General features: G+C 73.2%; 19 protein-coding genes. 5 read left to right on the plus strand and 14 right to left on the minus strand.

Annotated elements, in window-relative coordinates; all coding sequences use genetic code 11:
* Positions 1-272 precede the first annotated feature (272 nt).
* From IH44_RS0109810 to IH44_RS0109820, 3 genes are all read left to right on the plus strand, one after another.
* Positions 273-998 (plus strand): GPP34 family phosphoprotein, encoded by a 726-nt coding sequence (locus IH44_RS0109810; protein ID WP_030459062.1) that lies wholly within the window; start codon positions 273-275, stop codon positions 996-998.
* Between the two features lie 325 nt (positions 999-1,323).
* Positions 1,324-2,181, plus strand: a complete 858-nt coding sequence (locus IH44_RS0109815; RefSeq protein ID WP_030459063.1) for a helix-turn-helix transcriptional regulator — start codon at positions 1,324-1,326, stop codon at positions 2,179-2,181.
* On the plus strand, positions 2,178-2,384 hold the full coding sequence (locus IH44_RS0109820; protein ID WP_030459064.1) for a DUF397 domain-containing protein: 207 nt from the start codon (positions 2,178-2,180) through the stop codon (positions 2,382-2,384). Before IH44_RS0109815 ends, IH44_RS0109820 begins: the two co-directional genes overlap by 4 nt.
* 115 nt (positions 2,385-2,499) lie before the next feature.
* Here the strand turns inward: IH44_RS0109820 and IH44_RS0109825 are convergent, their stop codons facing one another.
* Positions 2,500-3,603 carry an ADP-ribosylglycohydrolase family protein gene (locus IH44_RS0109825; protein WP_030459065.1) on the minus strand — a complete coding sequence of 368 codons (1,104 nt, stop codon included), beginning with the start codon at positions 3,601-3,603 and terminating at the stop codon, positions 2,500-2,502.
* A 216-nt stretch (positions 3,604-3,819) separates the two neighbouring features.
* Complete coding sequence (locus IH44_RS0109830; RefSeq protein WP_051816723.1) at positions 3,820-6,420, minus strand: bifunctional FO biosynthesis protein CofGH; 2,601 nt, start codon at positions 6,418-6,420, stop codon at positions 3,820-3,822.
* 185 nt (positions 6,421-6,605) lie between these two features.
* Between IH44_RS0109830 and IH44_RS0109835 the strand changes: the two genes are divergently transcribed.
* Positions 6,606-7,850 (plus strand): hypothetical protein, encoded by a 1,245-nt coding sequence (locus IH44_RS0109835; protein WP_051816724.1) that lies wholly within the window; start codon positions 6,606-6,608, stop codon positions 7,848-7,850.
* A gap of 34 nt (positions 7,851-7,884) precedes the next feature.
* Here the strand turns inward: IH44_RS0109835 and IH44_RS0109840 are convergent, their stop codons facing one another.
* Positions 7,885-8,235 (minus strand): hypothetical protein, encoded by a 351-nt coding sequence (locus IH44_RS0109840; RefSeq protein WP_030459068.1) that lies wholly within the window; start codon positions 8,233-8,235, stop codon positions 7,885-7,887.
* Between the two features lie 225 nt (positions 8,236-8,460).
* Here IH44_RS0109840 and IH44_RS0109845 point away from each other — a divergent pair, with 225 nt between their 5' ends.
* A complete protein-coding gene (locus IH44_RS0109845) occupies positions 8,461-9,711 on the plus strand; it encodes an extracellular solute-binding protein (protein WP_030459069.1) in 1,251 nt (416 codons plus the stop codon).
* 21 nt (positions 9,712-9,732) lie between these two features.
* Here the strand turns inward: IH44_RS0109845 and rarD are convergent, their stop codons facing one another.
* The 11 genes from rarD to nuoI form a co-directional block, all read right to left on the minus strand.
* Positions 9,733-10,671 carry an EamA family transporter RarD gene (gene rarD, locus IH44_RS0109850; RefSeq protein ID WP_030459070.1) on the minus strand — a complete coding sequence of 313 codons (939 nt, stop codon included), beginning with the start codon at positions 10,669-10,671 and terminating at the stop codon, positions 9,733-9,735.
* A 151-nt stretch (positions 10,672-10,822) separates the two neighbouring features.
* A complete protein-coding gene (locus IH44_RS0109855) occupies positions 10,823-11,860 on the minus strand; it encodes a 2-oxoacid:ferredoxin oxidoreductase subunit beta (protein WP_030459071.1) in 1,038 nt (345 codons plus the stop codon).
* Entirely contained in the window at positions 11,857-13,746 is a 1,890-nt protein-coding gene (locus IH44_RS0109860; RefSeq protein ID WP_369794926.1) for a 2-oxoacid:acceptor oxidoreductase subunit alpha, read from the minus strand. The genes IH44_RS0109855 and IH44_RS0109860 overlap by 4 nt, the downstream gene beginning before the upstream one ends.
* 203 nt (positions 13,747-13,949) lie before the next feature.
* A complete protein-coding gene (locus IH44_RS0109865; protein ID WP_304414204.1) occupies positions 13,950-14,609 on the minus strand; it encodes a response regulator transcription factor in 660 nt (219 codons plus the stop codon).
* Positions 14,610-14,668: 59 nt separating this feature from the next.
* Positions 14,669-15,682 carry a polyprenyl synthetase family protein gene (locus IH44_RS0109870; RefSeq protein WP_030459074.1) on the minus strand — a complete coding sequence of 338 codons (1,014 nt, stop codon included), beginning with the start codon at positions 15,680-15,682 and terminating at the stop codon, positions 14,669-14,671.
* Between the two features lie 218 nt (positions 15,683-15,900).
* Positions 15,901-17,535, minus strand: a complete 1,635-nt coding sequence (nuoN, locus tag IH44_RS0109875) for an NADH-quinone oxidoreductase subunit NuoN (protein ID WP_030459075.1) — start codon at positions 17,533-17,535, stop codon at positions 15,901-15,903.
* Positions 17,535-19,148 (minus strand): NADH-quinone oxidoreductase subunit M, encoded by a 1,614-nt coding sequence (locus tag IH44_RS0109880; RefSeq protein ID WP_030459076.1) that lies wholly within the window; start codon positions 19,146-19,148, stop codon positions 17,535-17,537. The genes nuoN and IH44_RS0109880 overlap by 1 nt, the downstream gene beginning before the upstream one ends.
* The gene (gene nuoL, locus IH44_RS0109885) at positions 19,148-21,046 is read right to left on the minus strand and encodes an NADH-quinone oxidoreductase subunit L (protein ID WP_030459077.1); all 1,899 of its coding nucleotides are present in this window, start codon (positions 21,044-21,046) and stop codon (positions 19,148-19,150) included. The genes IH44_RS0109880 and nuoL overlap by 1 nt, the downstream gene beginning before the upstream one ends.
* A 15-nt stretch (positions 21,047-21,061) precedes the next feature.
* Positions 21,062-21,361 carry an NADH-quinone oxidoreductase subunit NuoK gene (gene nuoK, locus IH44_RS0109890; protein WP_030459078.1) on the minus strand — a complete coding sequence of 100 codons (300 nt, stop codon included), beginning with the start codon at positions 21,359-21,361 and terminating at the stop codon, positions 21,062-21,064.
* Complete coding sequence (locus tag IH44_RS0109895; RefSeq protein WP_035954565.1) at positions 21,358-22,209, minus strand: NADH-quinone oxidoreductase subunit J; 852 nt, start codon at positions 22,207-22,209, stop codon at positions 21,358-21,360. The genes nuoK and IH44_RS0109895 overlap by 4 nt, the downstream gene beginning before the upstream one ends.
* Positions 22,206-22,787, minus strand: coding sequence for an NADH-quinone oxidoreductase subunit NuoI (nuoI, locus tag IH44_RS0109900; RefSeq protein ID WP_030459080.1), 582 nt, complete (start codon positions 22,785-22,787; stop codon positions 22,206-22,208). The genes IH44_RS0109895 and nuoI overlap by 4 nt, the downstream gene beginning before the upstream one ends.

Here is a 22,787-nt window from a genome sequence, read left to right on the forward strand (position 1 = left end):
ACCGCCGGTCCGATCACACAAGCTGGTTTTTTTCGGGCGGGTTCTCGACCCGGCCCAGCACCTGTACAGTCTCCGGCACCGAACCCGCAAGGGCCCGCCGCACCCCGCCCGACCGGCGGTTTTTCCTGCCCGTACGGGCCGCTGCCCGGTCAGACGCGGAGCCGTCGGACGGTGGTTCCAGCCTGCCCGGGCAAGGTCACGATTCGGAGGCGTACTCGACAAGCCTGTGTGAGAGGCGTCACCCTGTCATTCATCCACGCGGGGAGGCTTGGATGGGCAGAGGCCGTCGAACCATTCCCGAGGAGCTGCTGTTGCTCGCGCTGGACCCGGCCACGGGTACCACCGCGCAGCCGCAGACCCTCGACCTCGGACTTGCCGGGGCGCAGCTCGTCGAGCTGTCCCTGGCCGGAAGGATAGTCCCGGACGGGGACCGGATCGCCGTGGTGGTGCCACGGCCGACCGGTGACCCGACCCTTGACCACGCACTGGAGCTGTTGCGCCGGCGCGGCAGTCCGGTGCGCGCCGCGCACTGGATCGGTGGCCCGCGCCTGGGCCTCCGGCAGACGTACCTGGCGCACCTGGAACGGTGCGGCATGGTGACGGCTGTGGCCGGGCAGGTCTGCGGGGTGCTGCCGACGACGCGCTACCAGGCGTCGGACGACTGCACCAACGCGGCGATCAAGCAGCGGCTGGACACGGCGATCCGCACCGGCGTGCCGCCGGACCCGCGGACGGCGGCGCTGGCGGCGCTGGCGCACGCGGTCGGCCTGGGCAAGCACCTGTACCCGGGCAACGAGGGGCGGTCCTCGCGCTCCCGGCTGCGGGACCTGATCAGGTACGACCCGCTGGGCGGGATGGTGGCCCACGCGGTGATGGACGTGCAGAACGGTCTGCCCGCCCAGCAGCAGGGCAGGTCGGCGCCCGCGGGTTCGCGCGGTCCGGCCGGTCGTCCGGCGGCCGCGGGGCGCGGGGTGGCCAGCAGGGTGGGCGCGCGATGAGCGGCGCACGCCGTTAGCGTTCGGTTCGGCAGGAGGGCGGGTGGCCCGGTGCGATGCACCGGGCCACCCGCCCTCCGGCGTTCCCGGCGTCCGTGCGGTGTCCGGACGGTCCGTCAGGGGCCTTGGCGGGCGCGGGAGTCCCTTTAGCGGGTGGGGGCGCCGAGCGCAAGGGCTCGGATCCATATTGAGCTATTTTCCGATGATCTGTTCTACTGCGGTACTTCGATTCCTGGACACGGACCGCAGTTGAGGTGGCATGCTGCTCAGCGTCAGGGGGTTGGTACCAATTACCGCACTGTTGCCAGAAGTCCGGCCGGAGGTCGATGTGTCCGCCAGCGTGAATCCGACGGTCCGCCGCCGCAGGCTCGGCGCCGAACTGCGGCGCCTGCGCGAGCTCAAGGGCATGACCGCCGAAGAGGTGGCCGGCCGCCTGATGGTCTCCCAGTCGAAGATCAGCCGGCTGGAGAACGGCCGCCGCTCGATCAGCCAGCGCGACGTGCGCGACCTGTGCGACGTCTACGAGGTCGAGGACGAGCGGGTCCGCGCCGGGCTGATGGAGATGGCCAAGGAGTCGCGGCAGCGCGGCTGGTGGCACGAGTTCGGGGACATCCCGTACAGCGTGTACATCGGGCTGGAGGCGGAGGCGTCCTCGATCCGGGCGTACGAGTCCTCGTTCGTGCCGGGGCTGCTGCAGACCCGCGAGTACGCCGAGGCGGTGGTGGCCGGGACGCAGCCGGACACCGACCCGACCGCGATCCGCCGCCGGGTGGACGTCCGGCTCAAGCGGCAGCACCGGATCCACGGCGCGGACCAGCTGGGCAGCCTGTGGGTGGTGATAGACGAGGCCGTGCTGCGCCGCCAGGTCGGCGGGAAGGCGGTGATGGCCGAGCAGTTGTACCAGCTCGTCGAACTGGGCGAGCGGGCCAACATCAACCTCCAGGTCATCCCGTTCAGCCACGGCTCCCACCCCGGCATGACCGGGACATTCTCCCTGCTGGAGTTCCCCGAGTCGGCGGATTCCACGGTCGTCTACTTCGAAGGAGTGACGAGCGATCTCTACCTGGAGAAGGACGCCGACGTCCGCCGCTATACCAATCTGTACGACCACTTGAGGGCCGCGGCGCTGAGCGTCGCGGAGAGCCGGTCGATGATCGCCACCATCGCAGAGGAGTTCATGAAATGAGCAAGGCCACCGAGAGCCTGACCTGGCGCAAGAGCAGCTACAGCGGGGGCAACGGCGCCTGCGTGGAGATCGCCGTGCCGGGTTCGGCCTCGATCGCGGTCCGCGACTCCAAGGACCCGCAGGGCCCGCAGCTGCGCTTCTCCGAGGCGGCCTGGGCGGCGTTCGCCGCGGCGGCCGGGGCGGGCCGCTTCGGCGAGCTCTGAGCCCTTGGCCACAGGTGCGAAGGTGCCCGCCGCTTCCCGCGCGGCGGGCACCTTCGCGTCCGGGGCCGGACTGTCAGGCGGCCGGACGGACGGGCGGCCTGGCGACCGGGCGGGGTCAGGCGTCCGCGGCCGGGTAGCGGACCGACCAGGCCTCGGTGCCGTGCAGTTCGGGGCCGTGCAGCAGTTCCAGCACCAGGTCGTCGGCGAGTTCCAGGACGGTGCCGCGGCCCTCCAACTCGGCCAGCAGGTCCGGCGGGAGGGCGGTCTCGCCGTGCAGGGCGCCCAGCAGGTTGCCGCAGATCGAGCCGGTGGAGTCGCTGTCGCCGGAGTGGTTGACGGCCAGCAGCAGGCCGCTGCGGACGTCCTCGGCGACCAGCGCGCAGTACAGGCCGATGGCGAGCGCCTCCTCGGCCACCCAGCCCTCGCCGAGCTCCTCGACCCGCTCGGGGGACGGCGCCCCGGCCCGCACCGCGTCCAGGGCGGCGCGCAGCGCGGCGGTGGTCTCCTCGTGGCCGGTGCGCTCGGAGAGCAGGGCCAGCGCCAGGTGCACGCCCTCCTCCAGGGTGCCGCCGCGGGCCACCGCGTGGACGACCACCGCGAACGCCCCGGCGGACAGGTAGCCGGTGGGGTGGCCGTGGGTCAGCACCGAGCACTCGACGGCGAGTTGGAAGACCAGCGCCGGGTCCCAGGCGGTGAGCAGCCCGAACGGGGCGGCCCGCATCACGGTGCCGCAGCCCTTGGAGCCCGGGTTGCGCGGCTCCTCGACGGTCGGCAGCGGGCCGCTCTCGGTGCCGGCCAGCCCGGACAGGCAGGCCTGGCCGGGGGCCCGGCGGGCGTACAGCCACTCCTCGCGGCCGAGCCAGCCCAGGTCCTTGCGGCGCTCGTCCGGGCCCCAGTCCTGCTGGGTGGCGTACCAGCGCAGGTAGGCGCGGTGCACGTCGGACGGCGGGTGCCAGGAGCCGGCGTCGCGGCTGATGTGGGAGCGGATCAGGCCGTCGACGGTGAACAGCGTCATCTGGGTGTCGTCGGTGATCGCGCCGCGCCGCCCGTACGCGGGGACGTAGCCGGCCACGCCCGCCTCGCCGTGGGCCGCGCGGATCTGCTCCAGTTGCTCGAACTCGATGCCGCCGCCGAGCGCGTCCCCGATCGCCCCGCCGAGCAGGCAGCCCCGGACCCGGCTGCGGAAGTCCTGCTGCTGGGCGCGTGACCACAGAGGCATCACGGGGCGGAACCCTTTCGTCGACGGCACGGTCGGGAGCCCGGAGCAGGCGCACGGGCAGTAGACGCACCTTATTCGAAGAGCAGCGCGAAAAGGCCCCCGGGACCGAACATCGGTGCGCCCGCTCACCCGTCACCGCCCGGACACCCGCAGGTCACCGGGCGGAGAGCCGGACGTCGGACGCGGGCGTCGGGCGCGGGCGTCGGGCGCGGGCCGCTAGTCGAGGACCGGCAGCAGCTGCGGCAGGTGACCGTCGGAGGCCAGGGCGGCGGCGCGGCGTTCGGCGGGCACCTCGCCGTAGAGGGTGGTGCGCTGGCGGGACGGGCAGCCGGCCAGGGCGGCGATCGCCTCCAGGTCGCGGACCGACTTGTAGGAGCCCCAACCGGAGCCCGCCATCCGGGAGATGGTCTCCTCCATCAGGGTGCCGCCGAGGTCGTTGGCACCGCTGCGGAGCATCTCGGCGGCGCCCTCCGCGCCGAGCTTGACCCAGCTGGTCTGGATGTTGGGGATGTGCGGGTGCAGCAGCAGCCGGGCCATCGCGGTGACCGCCCGGTTGTCGCGGGCGGTCGGGCCGGGCCGGGCGATGCCCGCCAGGTAGACCGGCGCGTTGGTGTGCACGAACGGCAGGGTGACGAACTCGGTGAAGCCGCCGGTGCGCTGCTGGACCTGCGCGAGCAGCCGCAGGTGGCCCAGCCAGTGCCTGGGGGTGTCGACGTGGCCGTACATCATCGTCGAGGAGGAGCGCAGGCCCAGCTCGTGCGCGGCGGTGACCACCTCGACCCAGGTCGCGGCGGGCAGCTTGCCCTTGGTGAGCACCCAGCGGACCTCGTCGTCGAGGATCTCGGCGGCCGTGCCGGGGATGGAGTCCAGCCCGGCGTCCTTCGCGGCGGCCAGCCAGTCGCGGACCGACAGGCCGGTGCGGGTGGCGCCGTTGACCACCTCCATCGGCGAGAAGGCGTGCACGTGGATGCCCGGCACCCGCTCCTTCACGGCCCGGGCGATGTCGAAGTACGCGGTGCCGGGCAGGTCCGGGTGGATGCCGCCCTGCATGCACACCTCGGTCGCGCCGACCTGCCAGGCCTGCTCGGCCCGTTCGGCGACCTGGTCCAGCGAGAGGGTGTAGGCGTCGGCGTCGGTGCGGCGCTGGGCGAAGGCGCAGAACCGGCAGCCGGTGTAGCAGACGTTGGTGAAGTTGATGTTCCGGGTGACGCAGTAGGTGACGTCCTCGCCGACGGTGTCGCGGCGCAGCTCGTCGGCGATCCGGGTCAGCGCGTCCAGCGCGTCGCCGTCGGCCTGGAACAGGGCCAGGGCCTGGTCGTCGGTGAGCCGCTCCGGGTCGTCGGCGGCGGTGGACAGCGCGGCCCGCAGGTCGGCGTCGATCCGGCGGGGGGCGGGCAGCGCGGCCTGTTCGCGCAGCGCCTCCCAGTCGCCGTACACGTCGTCGAAGTCGGAGCGGCGGTCGCCGGTGCGGCCCTCGGTGTCGACGGTGCGGAACAGGTCGGTGCGGCCGCCGCCGGTCATCGGCGCGTCCGGCTCCTGCCAGGGCAGGCCGACCGGGCGGGCGCCCTCGACGGCCAGGCCGGTGGCCGGGTCGGCGAGCGCCCGGACGTGCGGGAGCAGCCGCGGGTCCAGCCAGGGCTCGCCGCGCTTGAGGTACTCGGGGTAGATCGTCAACCGCTCGCGCAGGGTGAACCCGGCGGCGGCGGTCCGTTCGGCCAGCTCTTCGACGTGCGGCCAGGGGCGCTCCGGGTTGACGTGGTCGGGCGTCAGCGGGGAGACGCCGCCCCAGTCGTCGATGCCCGCGCCGATCAGCAGCGCGTACTCGGCGTCCACCAGGTTCGGCGGGGCCTGGATCCGGGCGGCGGGGCCGAGCAGCAGCCGGGCCACCGCCACCGCGGCGGCCAGCTCGGACAGTTCGGCGTCCGGCATGGCGCGCATCGCGGTGTCCGGCTTGGCCCGGAAGTTCTGCACGATCACCTCCTGCACGCCCTGGTAGGCGCGGGCCACCTTGCGGATCGCCAGCAGCGACTCGGCCCGCTCCTCGAAGCTCTCGCCGATGCCGATCAGCACGCCGGTGGTGAACGGCACCGCGCTGCGCCCGGCGTCCTCCAGCACCCGCAGCCGGACGGCGGGCTCCTTGTCGGGCGAGCCGTGGTGCGGGCCGCCGGGCTCCGACCAGAGGCGGACGGCGGTGGTCTCCAGCATCATGCCCATCGACGGGGCGACCGGCTTGAGCCGCTGGAAGTCCGTCCAGGACAGCACGCCCGGGTTGAGGTGCGGCAGCAGCCCGGTCTCCTCCAGCACCCGCACGGCCATCGCCCGCACGTACGCGAGGGTGTCGTCGTAGCCGTGCGCGTCCAGCCACTCGCGGGCCTCGGGCCAGCGGTCCTCGGGGCGGTCGCCGAGCGTGAACAGGGCTTCCTTGCAGCCGAGTTCGGCGCCCTTGCGGGCGATGTCCAGCACCTCGTCCGGGGACAGGTACAGGCCGTGGCCGTCCTTGCGGAGCCGGCCGGGCACGGTGACGAAGGTGCAGTAGTGGCAGCGGTCCCGGCACAGCCGGGTGAGCGGGACGAACACCTTGCGGGAGTAGGTGATGACGCCGGGGCGCCCGGCCTGCTCCAGCCCGGCGTCGCGGAGCCGGGCGGCGACCGCGCACAGCTGCCGCAGGTCCTCGCCGCGGGCCTGCAGCAGCACCGCCGCCTCCGCCGCGTCCAGCGCCACCCCGTCCCGGGCCCGGCGCAGCGCCCGCCGCATCGCGGTCGCGGTCGGGGCCTGGGCGGGGACGGCAGCGGGCACGGGCGGGCGCTGAGGGCTCATGGGGCCGACCCTACGCGAGAGGTAGCCCTGCGGGACTACACGACCCTGACGGCGTCTCAGGGTCGCAACACCCCGGATACAACGGGAGGCGTACCCGGATCTGCTGCCGCCGGGCGACGCCCCCGGGCGGACGGCGGTGGTCTCATGGACGGTGACAGCGCACAGGCACTCGGAAGGGGGCTGCCATGGACCAGGACTCCACCGCAGAACAGGGCATGACACCGATCCGGATCGCACCGGTCGAACGGCCGGAGCGTCCCGCCCGGCCCGCGAAGCGGCGCACCGCCGTCCGGATCGGCGTACCGGTGGCCGTGGCCGCCGTCGTCGCCACCGGCATCGGCCTGGTGCCCGCGCTCGCCAGCGACGAGGCGCCGGACCTGCCCGCGATCAGTGCCCAGGACCTCGTCGCCAAGGCCCTGGGTTCGACCACCGACACCTTCTCCGGCACCGTCCGGGTCAGCGCCGACCTGGGCCTGCCCACCGCCCTCACCGACGCCGTGACCGGCTCCGGCGCCATCGGCGACCTGGCCCGCAGCGCCGGCGCGTCGGTCGGCGGGGCCGACCCGCAGCTGAAGGCCGTCGAACTCCTGGGCGGCTCGCACACCCTGAGCGTCGCCGCGGACGGGCCCGAGCGGCAGCGGCTCACCCTGTCCGGCGAGAAGTCCGGCTACGAGCTGGTCCACAACGGCGACCAGGTCTGGGCCTACGACCGCGACTCCCGGCAGGCCCTGCACTTCACCGGCGCCGGCCGGGCCGACGGGCAGCACGACGCGGGCCGGGCCGGCATCGGCTCGCTGACCCCGCAGGACGTCGCCAAGCAGCTCCTCGACGGCTCCGCCGAGACCACCTCGGTCACCGTCTCCGGCACCGAGCGGGTCGCCGGGCACGCCGCGTACCGGCTCAGCGTCAAGCCGAAGCAGTCCGGTTCGACGATCGACGAGATCCGGGTCTCGGTCGACGCCGAGAAGGGCTTCCCGCTCGCCGTGCAGGTCCGCACCACCGACGGCGCGACCGCGCTCGACGTCCGCTTCGGCACCCTGTCCTACGCGAAGCCGGACGCCAAGACCTTCGACTTCGCCGCCCCCAAGGGCGCCAAGGTCGTCGAGCGGTCCGCCGACGCGCTCCCGGGCAGCCCGCTCCCGTCCGTGCTGCCCACCCCGGGGGCCGGGCACGACACTGCGGACGCCGGGCACGACGCCGCGGTCGCCGGGCACGACGCGGGCGTGATCGGCAAGGGCTGGACCGCCGTCGCGCACGGCAACGCGGGCGCCGAGGCCGCCAAGGGCCTGGCCAAGTTCACCGGCCGCCAGGTCGACGGCGGCACCCTGGTCTCCACCCGCATCGTCAACGCCCTGGTCACCAAGGACGGCCGGGTCTACGTCGGCGCGGTCACCCCGGAGACCCTGCAGGCGGCGGCGAAGCAGTCCTGAACCCACCCGGGCGGCCCCGCCCGGTGACGCGGCCTCAGCAGGCCGTCCGCCGGGTGGAGGCCGCCGCCAGGGCCAGGGCCGGCAGGTCGGCGGGAGCGACCAGGAAGAGCGGGGACCAGCCCGCGGTGACCAGCCGGACGCCGGCGGTCAGGCCGTGCAGGCGGGCCCGGTGGGAGTGGCGCAGTTCGACCCGCTCCAGGCGGTAGGGCGGCAGCAGTTCGACCGACTCGCCGGTGCCGGGGTGCCAGCGGATCTCGGCGGGGAACCCGGTGCGGCGGGTGATGCGCAGCTCGCCGCCCTGCGCGCCGCCCGCTTCCCGCCGGACCGCCGGAACGCGGCGGAGCACGGGAACGTGGCGGGGCACGGGCCGGGCGAGGTGCACCATCGGAGTTCCTCCCGCGCGCCGGGACTGCTGGCGGCCGGGTCGCGCAGCACGGACGTTAGCAGCCCGGGAGTCCGGTTGAGGAGATCCCGCGGAGGCGTTCTTCACGACCGCCCGTCCCGGCCCGGCCCTTGACGCGGACTCGGGCCGGACGGTGGGATGGTGGGCCGCCCCGGACCGCCCGTCCGTCGGGCGCCCGCCCGCCTGTTCGACCCCGCTGGGAGTGCCGTGCCGATCCGCCGCCGCCAGGTCCTGCTCGGCGGGCTGGCCGCCCTGGCCGGGACGGCGCTGGCCAGGTACGGCTCCGCGGCGGCGAGTTCGGCGAACGGGCCGTCGGGGCTGCTGGAGGTCACCACCGGCTGGACGTCCGGCCCGGAGCAGAACGGGCTGCAGGCCATGCTGGCCGCGCTGAAGGGCCGCGCCCCGGACGTCACCTTCGTGGCCGGGGACAGCTCCGCCCCGTCCGACACCGGCCTCGCCCGGCGGCTGGCCGACGGGCTGCCGCCGGACAGCTTCCGCTGCTGCGGCGGCGCCGAACTCGCCGAGCTGGCCGCCCACTTGGAGCCGCTGGACGGCCCCGCCCGGGCCCGCGGCTGGCTGGCCGGGCTGCCCACGGCGGTCCTGCCCCGGCTGCGCGTGCGCGGGGCGCTGTACGCCGTCCCGGCCGGGGTGCGGCGCACCAACCTGCTGTGGACCAACCCGCCGCTGCTGGCGGCCGCCGGCGCGGCCGGGCCCCCGGCGGACCCGGAGGCGCTGCTGGCCCGACTGCGGCAGGCCGCCGGCACCGTCGCCGCCCCGCTGGCGGTCGGCGGCCCCACCGAGGTGCTGCAACTGGCCGAGACCGTCCTGCTGGCCGCGCACGGCCCGGACGCGTTCGCCGCGCTCTGGCAGCCCGGCGGCCCCTGGGGCTCCCCCGCCACCACCGGCGCCCTGCGCACCCTGGACGCCCTGCTGGAGCTGGCCGCCCCGCCCGCCGCCGACGCCGACTGGACCGACGCCGCCCGCCTGCTCGGCACCGGCCGGGCCGGGTTCCTGCTCACCGGCGACTGGGCCGACACCTGGCTGCGCGACACCCTCGACCTGCGCCCGGGCACCGACTACGGCTGGACGGCCGCCCCCGGCACCGGCGGCCTGTTCCAGTCCCGCCTGGACGCCTTCGCGCTGCCCCGCGCGGCCCGCCACCGCCCCGCCGCGCTCGCCTGGCTCGACGTCTGCGCCGACCTCGACGGCCAGATCGCCCTGAACGGCGCCCGCGCCGCCGTCCCGGCCCGCACCGACCTGCCCGGCTCCACCCCGGCCCTGTTCGGCCCGTACGCCCGCTGGTCGCTGGACGAGTGGCGCACCCGCCGCCCGGTCGACTCGCTGGCCCACGGCGGCCTGCTGCCGGCCGGCCGGCGGGCCGCGGCCCGGGCCGCGGCGGCCGCGTTCACCGGGCACCGCGACAGCACCCGGCTGGCCCGCGACCTCGCCGCGACCTGAGTCGGCGTCAGGAACCCGCCGTCAGGACGCGGCGGCCGGCACCGGCGGGGCGGTGGCGGCGGCGCGCCGCCGCTCGACCCGGATCCGCCGCAGCGCGTCCCCGCTCAGCACCACCAGCGCCACCCACACCAGGGCGAAGCCCGCCCAGCGGGCCGGCTCCATCGTCTCGTGGAACACCGCCACGCCGATCAGGAACTGCGACACCGGCGCCAGGTACTGCAGCAGCCCCAGCGTGGTCAGCGGCACCCGCAGCGCCGCCGCGCCGAAGCACATCAGCGGCACCGCCGTGATCACCCCGCTGGCCAGCAGCAGCGCGGTGTGGCCCCAACCGTGGTGCCCCAGGGTGCCCTGGCCGCGCACCTCCAGGTAGACCAGGAACGCCACCGCGAACGGGAACATCACCGCGCTCTCCACCGCGAGGCTCTCCGCCCCGCCCAGGCCGACCTTCTTCTTCAGCAGCCCGTAGGTGGCGAACGAGAACGCCAGCGCCAGCGCGATCCACGGCGGCCGGCCGTACGCCACCGTCAGCACCAGGACCGCCGCGGTGCCGACGCCGACCGCCGCCCACTGCGCCGGGCGCAGCCGCTCGCGCAGCACCAGCACGCCGAAGGCGATCGTCACCAGCGGGTTGATGAAGTACCCGAGGCTGGTCTCCACCACGTGCCCGGAGTTCACGCCCCAGATGTACACGCCCCAGTTCACCGAGACGGTGGCCGCGGCCAGCGCCAGCATGCCCAGCCGCCGGGGCTGGCGCAGCAGCGGGCGGATCCACGCCCAGCGGCGGCGCACCAGCAGCATCGCGGTGACCGCCACCAGCGACCACGTCATCCGGTTGGCCAGGATGTCGGCCGCCCCGGCGGGCTCCAGCAGCGGCCAGAACAGCGGGAACAGGCCCCACATCCCGTACGCCGCGAAGCCGTTCCACAATCCGACCCTGGCCTCCCGCGAACCCTCCGCCATGGCCTGCCCTTCACCCGCGCGCCGTCGTGTCACCCGAAAGGTAACGGCCCGCGCGCCGGAATGTCATCCCCGTAATCCGCGGATGGTGCTGACGACGGCGGCCGGGGCCCGGGAACGCCTGCTCCCCGGGCCCCGGCCGTCACCGCTCGGCCTACGCGTCCACCGTCCAGGTGCTGGAGCCCGCCAGCAGGGCGGCGAGGCCGCCGCGGCCCTGCTGCTCCTCGGCCCGGGTCAGCTGCTCGGCCATCAGGGTGTCGTAGACCGGCCGGGCGACGTCGCGCAGGACGCCGATCGGGGTGTGGTGCAGGGTGTCGGCGTCGGCCAGCCTGGTCAGCGCGAAGGCGGTGGCCGGGCTGGCGGCGTGGGCGTCGTGGACCAGCGCGGTGCCCTCGCCGAGCGGGGCGATCCGCAGTTCGCCGTCGCCGTCCCGGACCACCTGGTGCCCGGCGCCGACCAGGACCGGCTGCCCGTGCTCCAGGCGGATCAGCGCCTCGTCGCGGGTGCCCGGTTCCTTGAGGACCTCGAAGGCCCCGTCGTTGAAGATGTTGCAGTTCTGGTAGATCTCCACCAGCGCGGTGCCCTCGTGCTGCGCGGCGGCCCGCAGCACCGACTGCAGGTGCTGGCGGTCGGAGTCGATGGTGCGGGCCACGAAGGTGGCCTCGGCGCCGATCGCCAGCGAGAGCGGGTTGAACGGGGTGTCCAGCGAGCCCATCGGCGTCGACTTGGTGATCTTGCCGACCTCGCTGGTGGGCGAGTACTGCCCCTTGGTCAGGCCGTAGATCCGGTTGTTGAACAGCAGGATCTTCAGGTTGACGTTGCGGCGCAGCGCGTGGATCAGGTGGTTGCCGCCGATCGACAGCGCGTCGCCGTCGCCGGTCACCACCCACACCGACAGGTCGGGGCGGGAGGCGGCCAGGCCGGTGGCGATCGCCGGGGCGCGGCCGTGGATCGAGTGCATCCCGTAGGTGTTCATGTAGTACGGGAAGCGCGAGGAGCAGCCGATGCCGGAGACGAAGACGGTGTTCTCGCGCCGGATGCCCAGCTCGGGCATGAAGGACTGGACGGCGGCCAGGACCGCGTAGTCCCCGCAGCCCGGGCACCAGCGCACCTCCTGGTCGGTCTTGAACTCCTTCGCGGTCTGCGGGCCGTCCGCCTTGGGGACCAGGCGCAGGGCGGGGAAGTCGGTCATCGGGTCTCCTCCGCGTCGAGGCCGCCGAGCGCGGCGTGCAGCACGTCGGCGAGTTGGGCGGCCTTGAACGGCAGGCCGCGGACCTGGTTGTAGGACTGGGCGTCGACGAGGTATCTGGCGCGCAGCAGCAGGGCGAGCTGGCCGAGGTTCATCTCGGGGACGATCACCCGCTGGTAGCCGCGCAGGACGGCGCCGAGGTTGGCCGGGAACGGGTTGAGGTGGCGCAGGTGGGCCTGGGCGACGTGGCCGCCGTCGGCCCGCACCCGGCGCACCGCGGCGGTGATCGGGCCGTAGGTGGAGCCCCAGCCGAGCACCAGGACCCGGGCCTCGCCGCTCGGGTCGTCGACCTCGACGTCGGGCACCGCGATGCCGTCGACCTTGGCCTGCCGGGTGCGGACCATGAAGTCGTGGTTGGCCGGGTCGTAGGAGATGTTGCCGGTGCCGTCCTGCTTCTCGATGCCGCCGATCCGGTGCTCGAGGCCGGCGGTGCCGGGGACCGCCCACGGGCGGGCCAGCGTGTGCGGGTCGCGCTGGTAGGGGCGGAAGCTGCCGTCGGGGCCGTTCGGCTCGGTGGCGAACTCGACGCGCAGGTCCGGGAGTTCGTCGACGTCCGGGAGCTTCCACGGCTCGGAGCCGTTGGCCAGGTAGCCGTCCGAGAGCAGGAACACCGGGGTGCGGTAGGTGAGCGCGATCCGGGCCGCCTCCAGCGCGGCCGTGAAGCACTCGGCGGGCGTGGCGGGCGCCACGATCGGCACCGGGGCCTCGCCGTTGCGGCCGAACATCGCCTGCAGCAGGTCGGCCTGCTCGGTCTTGGTGGGCAGGCCGGTGGACGGGCCGCCGCGCTGGATGTCGACCACCACCAGCGGCAGTTCCAGCGACACCGCGAGGCCGATGGTCTCGCTCTTGAGCGCCACGCCGGGCCCGGAGGTCGTGGTCACGCCCAGCGCGCCGCCGAACGCCGCGCCCAGCGCGGCGCCGATCCCGGCGATCTCGTCCTCGGCCTGGAAGGTGCGCACGCCGAAGTTCTTGTGCCGGGACAGCTCGTGCAGGATGTCCGAGGCCGGGGTGATCGGGTACGAGCCGAGGAACACCGGCAGCCCGGAGCGCTCCCCCGCCGCGACCAGGCCGTAGGACAGCGCCAGGTTGCCGGAGATGTTGCGGTAGGTGCCGGGTTCGAGCTTGGCGGGCGGCACCTCGTAGGAGACCGCGAAGCTCTCGGTGGTCTCGCCGAAGTTCCAGCCGGCCCGGAACGCCGTCACGTTGGCCTCGGCGATCTGCGGCTTCTTGGCGAACTTCTGCCGCAGGAACAGCTCGGTGCTGTGGGTGGGCCGGTGGTACATCCAGGACAGCAGGCCGAGCGCGAACATGTTCTTCGCCCGCTCGGCGTCCTTGCGGGCCAGTCCGCTGTCCTTGAGCGCCTCCAGGGTGAGCGTGGTCAGCCCCACCGGGTGCAGCCGGAACGCCTCCAGCGAGCCGTCCTCCAGCGGGTCCCGCTGGTAGCCGACCTTGGCCAGCGCCCGCTTGGTGAACTCGTCGGTGTTGACGATGATCTCGGCGCCGGCCGGCAGGTCCGGCAGGTTGGCCTTCAGCGCCGCCGGGTTCATCGCCACCAGGACGTCGGGCGCGTCGCCCGGCGTCAGGATGTCGTGGTCGGCGAAGTGCAGCTGGAAGCTGGAGACGCCGGGCAGGGTGCCGGCGGGTGCGCGGATCTCGGCCGGGAAGTTCGGCAGCGTGGAGAGGTCGTTGCCGAACGCCGCCGTCTCCGAGGTGAACCGGTCGCCGGTGAGCTGCATGCCGTCGCCGGAGTCACCCGCGAAACGGATGATCACCCGGTCCAGCCGCCTGATCGGCTTGGCCGTCCGTCCGGGCGCTGAACGCTCCGACACGGCCGGGCCGTCGCCGTCCGAACCGTCCACTGCTTCTGACTGATCGACCTGACTGGTCACTGCCGCGGACCTCCTCGTCGGGGGAGCCAGCAGCGGGCGTGAGCCGTGTGCCCCGTCCGCCTGGCGCACCACAGCGAATCCTAAGCGGGCGGAGCACCGCTGGAAGGGAACTCGCACAGACGGCTGCGGCGGGTCCCGCCAGGTCAGGACTCCAGGTAGGCGAGCACCGCGAGAACCCGCCGGTGGTCCTCCTGGCTCTGTCCCAAACCCAGCTTCTGGAAGATGTTCGACACGTGCTTCTCCACCGCGCCGTCCGACACCACCAGCTGCTTGGCGATCGCCGCGTTGGTCCGGCCCTCGGCCATCAGGCCCAGCACCTCGCGCTCACGGGGCGTCAGCGCGGCCAGCGTGTCGACCTGGCGGCTGCGGCTGAGCAGCTGCTGCACCACCTCCGGGTCCAGCGCGGTGCCGCCCTCGGCGACCCGGGCCACCGCGTCGACGAACTCGCGGACCTCGGCCACCCGGTCCTTCAGCAGGTAGCCCACGCCCCGGGTGGAGCCCGCCAGCAGCTCGCTCGCGTACTGCTCCTCGACGTGCTGGGAGAGCACCAGCACCCCCAGCCCGGGGTGCCGCCCGCGCAGCTCCACGCAGGCCCGCACGCCCTCGTCGGTGTGCGTCGGGGGCATCCGGACGTCCGCCACCACGACGTCGGGCAGGGCGCCCTCCGCGTGCAGGGCGTCGATCGTGCGCACCAGGGCCTCGCCGTCGCCGACCCCGGCCACGACCTCCATCCCACGGTCCGTCAGCAGTCGTGTCAGCCCCTCCCGGAGCAGCACGGAGTCCTCGGCGATCACCACGCGCAACATGGGCACGACCCTATCGGGGACCGGGCGGGCCGCGGGCCGCGGCGGCCGGACCGGGCCTACATGGTGCGGATCGCCACCGTGTCGCACAGCTCCTGCAGGGCGGCCTTGGCCGGACAGTCCGGCAGCGGGTCGAGCAGCGCCCGGGCCTCCTCGGCGTAGCGCAGCGTCTCGCGGCGGGCCCGCTCCAGCGCCGGGTGGCGGCGCAGCAGGCGCAGCGCCTCGGCGTGCGCGGCGTCGTCGGCGGCCAGGTCGGTGTCGAGCAGCTCGCGCAGCCGGGCGTCCTCGGGGTCGGCCGGGTCGGCGGGCATCTGGCGCAGCAGCAGCACCGGCAGGGTCGGCACGCCCTCGCGCAGGTCGGTGCCGGGGGTCTTGCCGGACTCGTGGCCGTCGCTGGCGATGTCGAGGACGTCGTCGGCGAGTTGGAAGGCGGTGCCGATCCGCTCGCCGTACTGGGTGAGCAGGTCGACGATCCAGCGCTCGGCGCCGGCCATCAGGGAGCCGAAGCGGCAGGCCACCGCGATCAGCGAGCCGGTCTTGCCGGACAGCACGTCCAAGTAGTGCCGCAGCGGGTCGTCCTCGGGGCGCGGCCCGGCGGTCTCCAGGATCTGGCCGGTGACCAGCCGCTCGAAGGCGTCGGACTGGATCCGGACCGCCTCGGTGCCCAGGTCGGAGAGCACCTGGGAGGCGCGGGAGAACAGGAAGTCGCCGGTGAGGATGGCCACCGAGTTGTCCCAGCGGCTGTTGGCGCTGGGGGCGCCGCGGCGCACCGGGGCCTCGTCCATCACGTCGTCGTGGTACAGCGTGGCGAGGTGGGTCAGCTCGACCACCACCGCGGACGGCACCACGCCGGGCGCCGTCGGGTCGCCGAACTGGGCGGCCAGCATCACCAGCAGCGGGCGGAAGCGCTTGCCGCCGGCCTCGATCAGGTGGCTGGCGGTCACCGTGATGAAGGGCACGTCGCTCTTGACGGCCTCGGCCAGGGCTGCCTCCACGGCCTCCATCCCGGCCTGGACGTCCCGGGTCAGATCGCGGTCCTGCACGCTCAGCCCGAAGGGCCCCACGACGGTCACGCTGACCACTCCTGTCCCTGGTCGATCCAGCGGGCCGGTCCCTCAGCGCCGCCGATGCACATACAAGGCAGCGTATCCGGTCCGGAGTGGATCACTGCACGGGCATGGGCCCGACTTCCCTGGTGGCGGGAGGCGGGCCCCGGACGGGCCGACCGGGGCCGGTCAGCGCTCCGGCCCCCGCCCGGTGCGGGCGGGGGCCGGGGGCCGGCCGGGGCCGGTCAGCGGACGAACAGCGAGGCCTTGGAGGCCAGGTCGAGGAAGTACTGCGGGAGCAGGCCCAGGCCGAGGGTGACCAACACGCCGACGCCGATGGCGGTGGCGGTGAACGCGCTGGGCACCGCCACGGCGGGGCCGGAGGGCTGCGGGTCGGAGAAGAACATCAGCACGATGACCCGGATGTAGAAGAACGCGGCGACCGCGGAGGACAGCACGCCGACGATGACCAGCGGGGTGGCCCCGCCCTGGGCTGCGGCCTGGAAGACCGCGAACTTGCCGGTGAAGCCGGAGGTCAGCGGAATGCCCGCGAAGGCCAGCAGGAACAGTGCGAACACCGCCGCCAGCAGCGGCGAACGGCGGCCCAGTCCGGCCCAGTTGGACAGGTGGGTGGCCTCGCCCTTGGAGTCCCGCACCAGGGTGACCACGGCGAACGCGCCGAGCGTCACGAAGGAGTACGCCAGCAGGTAGAACAGCACCGCGGAGACGCCGCGCCGGTCGGTGGCGATCAGGCCGGTGAGGATGAACCCGGCGTGCGCGATCGAGGAGTAGGCGAGCAGCCGCTTCACGTCCTGCTGGGTGACCGCGAGGATCGAGCCGACCACCATGGTGAGGATCGCCACGCCCCACATCACCGGCCGCCAGTCCCAGCGCAGGCCGGGGAAGGCGACGTAGAACAGCCGCAGCAGGGCGCCGAACGCGGCGGTCTTGGTGGCGGCCGCCATGAACCCGGTGACGGGCGTCGGGGCGCCCTGGTAGACGTCCGGGGTCCAGGAGTGGAACGGCACCGCGCCGACCTTGAACAGCAGGCCGACGGCCAGCATGGCCAGGCCGATCAGCAGCAGCGCGTCGTTCTGGGTGGTGACGGCCAGCGCCGGGGTGACCGGGGCGACGCCGGAGACCGCGTCGGCGATCCCGCCGAGCTGCACGGTGCCCGCGTAGCCGTACAGCAGGGCCGTGCCGAACAGGAAGAACGCCGAGGCGAACGCGCCCAGCAGGAAGTACTTGACGGCCGCCTCCTGGGAGATCAGCCGGCGGCGCCGGGCCAGCGCGCACATCAGGTAGAGCGGCAGCGAGAGCACTTCGAGGGCCACGAACATGGTCAGCAGGTCGTTGGCGGCCGGGAAGAGCAGCATGCCGCCGACCGCGAACAGGGTCAGCGGGTAGATCTCGGTGGTGCGCATCCCCTCGCGGGTGGCGTCGCGCTCCTGCTCGCCGCCGGGGACGGCCGCGGCCTGGGCGGCGAACGCGTCGACCCGGTGGCCGTTGATCCGCGGCTCCAGCCGGCCCTCGGCGTAGCCGAGCACGGTCAGCACCGCGGTCAGCAGGATCACGCCCTGCAGGAACAGCGCGGGGCCGTCGATGGCGACCGCGCCCATCGCCAGCAGGCCCGCCTTGGTGGTGGCGTGGCCCTGCGCGGCGAGCACCACCACGGCGGCGAAGGCGCCGCCGAGGCCGAGCAGCGAGACGCCCAGCTGGGCGGAGGCCCGCAGCCGGCGCGGCAGGAACGCCTCGACCAGGATGCCGAGCACCGCGGCGCCGAACACCACCAGCATCGGGGAGAGCTGGCCGTACTCGATGTGCGGGGCGGGGATGCTCGGGCTGTTGCCGCCGGCGGCGGCCAGCGCGTGGACGGGCATCACTTCTGCTCACCTCCGTTGGCGGCGACGGCCGGGTGGGCCGGCGCCGGGTCGGTGCGGTGGACCTGGCTGAGGGTGTCGTTGACGGCCGGGTTCACCAGGTCGGTGAGCGGCTTCGGGTAGACGCCGAGCAGCAGGGTCAGGGCCACCAGCGGGGCCACGACGGCCAGTTCACGGGCCTTCAGGTCGGGCATGCCCTCGACCGGGGCCTTCACCGGGCCGGTCATGGTGCGCTGGTACAGCAGCAGCGCGTACAGCGCGGCCAGCACGATGCCGAAGGTGGCGACGATGCCGAGCGCCGGGTACCGGCTGAAGGTGCCGACCAGGACCAGGAACTCGCTGACGAACGGGGCCATCCCGGGCAGCGACAGCGTCGCCAGGCCGCCGATCAGGAAGGTGCCGGCCAGCACCGGGGCGACCTTCTGCACGCCGCCGTAGTCGGCGATCAGGCGGGAGCCGCGGCGGGAGATCAGGAAGCCCGCCACCAGCATCCAGACGGCGGTGGAGATGCCGTGGTTGACCATGTAGAGCGTGGCGCCGGACTGGCCCTGGCTGGTCATCGCGAAGATGCCCAGGATGATGAACCCGAAGTGCGAGATCGACGCGTAGGCGACCAGGCGCTTGATGTCCTTCTGGCCGATCGCCACCAGCGCGCCGTAGACGATGCCGACCAGCGCCAGCACCATGATCACCGGGGCGAAGGTCTTCGACGCGTCCGGGAACAGGCCCAGGCAGAACCGCAGCATGGCGAAGGTGCCGACCTTGTCGACCACCGCGGTGATCAGCACGGCCGTCCCGGCGGTGGACTCGCCCATCGCGTTCGGCAGCCAGGTGTGCAGCGGCCACAGCGGGGCCTTCACCGCGAAGGCGAAGAAGAAGCCGAGGAACAGCGCCCGCTGCGCGTTCGGGTCGATCACCAGCTTGCCGGAGGAGATGGCGTCGGTCAGCCCGGTGAGGCTGAACGTCGCCTGCCCCTGGTCGGCGGCCACCACGTACAGGCCGATCACGGCGGCCAGCATGACCAGGCCGCCGAGCAGGTTGTACAGCAGGAACTTGACGGCCGCGTAGGAGCGCTGCCGGTCCGCGTCCGGACCGCCGGCCTTGTCGCCGAAGCCGCCGATCAGGAAGTACATCGGGATCAGCATGGCTTCGAAGAACACGTAGAACACGAAGACGTCGGTGGCCAGGAAGGACACCAGCACCATCGCCTCGACGGCCAGGATCAGCGCGAAGAACGCCTGGGTGCGCCGCTTGGACTCGAACGAGCCCTCCGGGGCCGCAGGGTCCGCGTCGTGCCAGCCGGCCAGCATCACCACCGGCACCAGGACGGCGGTGAGCAGCGCCAGCGCGGTGCCGATGCCGTCCGCGCCGAGCGAGAAGCTGATCCCGAAGGAGCGGATCCAGGAGTAGGACTCGGTCAACTGGTAGCGGGCGCCCCCGGGTTCGTAGGACGCCGCGATCGCGGCGGCCAGGCCCAGGGTGAGGACGGAGACCGCCAGCGCCACGGTCTTGGTGGTGCGCCGCCGGGCCTCGCTGGTCCCGGCCGGGAGGGCGGCGGTGAGCACCGCTCCGGCGGCCGGGACGGCACAGGTGGCGGAGAGGAGGTAGCTCATCAGACCGACCTCATCAGGAGAGTGGAGGCGACCAGCACCAGCGTGCCGCCGAACATGGAGAGCGCGTACGTGCGGACGTAGCCGGTCTGGATCCGGCGCAGCCGGCTGGAGATCCCGCCGATCGCGGCGGCCAGGCCGTTGACGAAGCCGTCCAGGCCCCGGCTGTCGAACCAGACCAGGGTGGCGGCCAGCGCGGTGCCGGGACGGACCAGGACGGCGTGGTTGAAGTCGTCCTGGAGCAGGTCGCGGCGGGCGGCCCGGGTGAGCGGCGAGCCGATCGGCGGCTTGACCGGGACGGGGCTGCGGCCGTACATCTGCCAGGCCAGGCCCGCGCCCGCCAGCATGCAGACGGTGGCGATCAGGCTGACCACGAGCGGGGACAGCGGCGAGTCGCCCTCGGCGTGGCCGGTGACCGGCTCCAGCCAGTGGACGAAGGAGCTGCCGTAGGCGAACAGGCCGCCGGCGAACACCGAGCCGAAGGCCAGCACGACCATCGGGGCGGTCATCGTCCTCGGGGACTCGTGCGGGTGCGGCGCCTCGCCGGTCTCCGGGTCGGGCTGCCAGCGCTTCTCACCGAAGAAGGTCAGCACCATCACCCGGGTCATGTAGAACGCGGTGACCGCGGCGCCGGTCAGGGCGCACAGGCCGAGGATCCAGCCCTCGGTGCCGCCCTTGGCGAACGCCGCCTCGATGATCTTGTCCTTGGAGAAGAAGCCGGACAGGCCCGGGAAGCCGATGATCGCCAGGTAGCCGAGGCCGAAGGTGGCGAAGGTGACCGGCATGTACGTGCGCAGGCCGCCGTAGTGCCGCATGTTCACCTCGTCGTTCATGCCGTGCATGACCGACCCGGCGCCGAGGAACATCCCGGCCTTGAAGAAGCCGTGGGTGACCAGGTGCATGATGGCGAAGGCGTAGCCGATCGGGCCCAGCCCCGCCGCCATGATCATGTAGCCGATCTGCGACATGGTCGAGCCGGCCAGCGCCTTCTTGATGTCGTCCTTGGCGCAACCGACGATCGCACCGAACAGCAGCGTCACCGCGCCGACCACCACCACGGCGGTCTGCGCGTCCGGCGCCAGGTCGAAGATCGCCCCGGAGCGGACGATCAGGTAGACGCCGGCGGTGACCATGGTGGCCGCGTGGATGAGGGCGGAGACCGGGGTCGGGCCCTCCATCGCGTCGCCCAGCCAGGACTGCAGCGGCACCTGCGCGGACTTGCCGCAGGCGGCCAGCAGCAGCATCAGGCCGATCGCGGTGAGCTTGCCCTCGCTCGCGTCGCCCGCGGTGGCGAACACCGGCTGGAAGGCGAAGGAGCCGAACTCGACGAACATCAGCATGATCGCGATGGACAGGCCCATGTCGCCGACCCGGTTGACGATGAACGCCTTCTTGGCGGCCGTCGCGGCGCTCGGCTTGTGCTGCCAGAACCCGATCAGCAGGTAGGACGCCAGGCCGACGCCCTCCCAACCCACGTACAGCAGCAGGTAGTTGTCGGCGAGAACCAGCACCAGCATGGCGGCCAGGAACAGGTTCAGGTAGGCGAAGAAGCGGCGGCGGCGCTCGTCGTGCGCCATGTAGCCCACCGAGTACAGGTGGATCAGGGTGCCGACGCCGGTGATCAGCAGGACGAAGGTGATCGAGAGTTGGTCGAGCTGGAAGGAGACGTCGGCCTGGAAGCCGTCGACCGGGATCCAGCTGAACAGCCGCTCGGTGACGGCGCGGTGCTCGGCGTCCCGGCCGAGCATGTCCGCGAACAGGGCCAGCCCGAAGGCGAAGGAGAGCGCGGCCAGTAGGACCGCGATCCAGTGCCCGAACCGGTCCAGGGCCCGTCCGCCGAGCAGCAGCAGGGCAGCGCCGGCCAGCGGCGCCGCGACCAGCAGCGGAATGAGAGAGTTCACTGAGGGGCCCTCCGCCTACAGCTTCATCAGGTTGCTGTCGTCGACCGAAGCGGAGTGCCTGGTCCGGAAGATGGAGACGATGATGGCGAGGCCGACCACGACCTCGGCCGCCGCGACCACCATGGTGAAGAACGCGATGATCTGGCCGTCCAGGTTGCCGTGCAGCCGGGAGAAGGTGACCAGCGCCAGGTTCGAGGCGTTCAGCATCAGCTCCACGCACATGAACAGCACGATCGCGTTGCGCCGCACCAGCACGCCCGAGGCGCCGATGGTGAACAGCAGCGCGGCGAGGTACAGGTAGTTGGCCGGGTTCACTCCGCCTCCTCCTTGTCCTTGGTCGGCACGGTCTCCAGCGCCTGGCGCGGCCCGGCGACCTGCGGGCGGGCCGAGGACGGGCGGCCCAGCCAGTCGGCCGTGGTCTCCTCCAGCTCGGCCATCCGCCGCAGCATCTCCTGGCTGACGTCGCGGACCTGGCCGCGCTCGCGCAGGGTGCCCATCACCGAGTCCTCGGCGACGGTGCCGTCCGGCAGCAGCGCCGGGACGTCCACCGCGTTGTGCCGGGCGTACACGCCGGGGGCGGGCAGCGGCGGCACCTGGATGTTGTCCGCGACCCGGCGGGCCGCCAGCTGGCGCTGGGTCGGCGGCGCCTTGACCTTCTCGCGGTGGGTCAGCACCATCGCGCCGATCGCCGCGGTGATCAGCAGCGCGCCGGTCACCTCGAACGCCCACACGTACTTGGTGAAGATCAGCCGGGCCAGGCCCTGCACGTTGCCCTCGGCGTTCGCCGCGGACAGGCCGGTGAAGTTCCGCAGGTGCGCGTTGGCCAGGCCGGCGATCAGCAGCACGCCGAAGCCCAGGCCGCAGAGCACCGCGGCGACCCGCTGGCCCTTCAGCTGCTCCTTGAGCGAGTCCGCCGAGGAGACGCCGACCAGCATCACCACGAACAGGAACAGCATCATGATCGCGCCGGTGTAGACCACGATCTGCACCACGCCGAGGAACACCGCGCCCTGCGCCATGTAGCAGACCGCCAGCGACAGCATGGTCGCCGCCAGGCAGAGCGCCGAGTGCACGGCCTTCTTCATCAGCAGCATGCCGAGCGCCCCGCCGACCGCGATCACGGCCAGCACCCAGAACTGCACGGCCTCGCCGGTGGAGGTCATGACTGCTCCTCCTTCTCCCGCTCGTGCCGCTCCTGCCGGACGGTGCCGGGCGCCGCGCCGGTGATCTCGCCCCGGTAGTAGGCGCCCTCGTCGGCGCCGGGGAAGATCGAGTGCGGGGAGTCGACCATGCCCTCGGACAGCCCGACCAGCAGCTGCTCCTTGGTGAAGATCAGGTCCTGCCGACTGGAGTCCGCGAGCTCGTACTCGTTGGTCATGGTCAGCGCCCGGGTCGGGCACGCCTCGACGCACAGCCCGCACAGGATGCAGCGGGCGTAGTTGATCTGGTAGACCGCGCCGTACCGCTCGCCGGGCGAGTAGCGCTCCTCGTCCCGGTTGTCGGCGCCCTCGACGTAGATCGCGTCGGCCGGACAGGCCCAGGCGCACAGCTCGCAGCCGACGCACTTCTCCAGGCCGTCCGGGTGCCGGTTCAGCTGGTGGCGGCCGTGGAAGCGCGGAGCGGTGGGCTTCTTGTACTCCGGGTACTGCTCGGTGAGCCGCTTCTTGAACATGGCCTTGAAGGTCACGCCGAAGCCGGCGGCCGGCCCGAGGATCGACTTCTCTGACGGTTCGTCAGGCAT

The sequence above is a fragment of the Kitasatospora sp. NRRL B-11411 genome (assembly GCF_000721345.1).
In the GTDB taxonomy this organism is placed as follows: domain Bacteria; phylum Actinomycetota; class Actinomycetes; order Streptomycetales; family Streptomycetaceae; genus Kitasatospora; species Kitasatospora cineracea.

Bases quoted from the DNA above. Each gene is read 5' to 3' on its own strand.
- IH44_RS0109810 (WP_030459062.1), top strand. From the start codon at position 273: ATGGGCAGAGGCCGTCGAACCATTCCCGAGGAGCTGCTGTTGCTCGCG.
- IH44_RS0109840 (WP_030459068.1), bottom strand. From the start codon at position 8,235: ATGGTGCACCTCGCCCGGCCCGTGCCCCGCCACGTTCCCGTGCTCCGC.
- IH44_RS0109825 (WP_030459065.1), bottom strand. From the start codon at position 3,603: ATGCCTCTGTGGTCACGCGCCCAGCAGCAGGACTTCCGCAGCCGGGTC.
- IH44_RS0109830 (WP_051816723.1), bottom strand. From the start codon at position 6,420: ATGAGCCCTCAGCGCCCGCCCGTGCCCGCTGCCGTCCCCGCCCAGGCC.
- nuoI (WP_030459080.1), bottom strand. From the start codon at position 22,787: ATGCCTGACGAACCGTCAGAGAAGTCGATCCTCGGGCCGGCCGCCGGC.
- rarD (WP_030459070.1), bottom strand. From the start codon at position 10,671: ATGGCGGAGGGTTCGCGGGAGGCCAGGGTCGGATTGTGGAACGGCTTC.
- nuoN (WP_030459075.1), bottom strand. From the start codon at position 17,535: ATGCCCGTCCACGCGCTGGCCGCCGCCGGCGGCAACAGCCCGAGCATC.
- IH44_RS0109855 (WP_030459071.1), bottom strand. From the start codon at position 11,860: ATGACCGACTTCCCCGCCCTGCGCCTGGTCCCCAAGGCGGACGGCCCG.
- IH44_RS0109880 (WP_030459076.1), bottom strand. From the start codon at position 19,148: ATGAGCTACCTCCTCTCCGCCACCTGTGCCGTCCCGGCCGCCGGAGCG.
- IH44_RS0109835 (WP_051816724.1), top strand. From the start codon at position 6,606: ATGGACCAGGACTCCACCGCAGAACAGGGCATGACACCGATCCGGATC.
- IH44_RS0109820 (WP_030459064.1), top strand. From the start codon at position 2,178: ATGAGCAAGGCCACCGAGAGCCTGACCTGGCGCAAGAGCAGCTACAGC.
- IH44_RS0109895 (WP_035954565.1), bottom strand. From the start codon at position 22,209: ATGACCTCCACCGGCGAGGCCGTGCAGTTCTGGGTGCTGGCCGTGATC.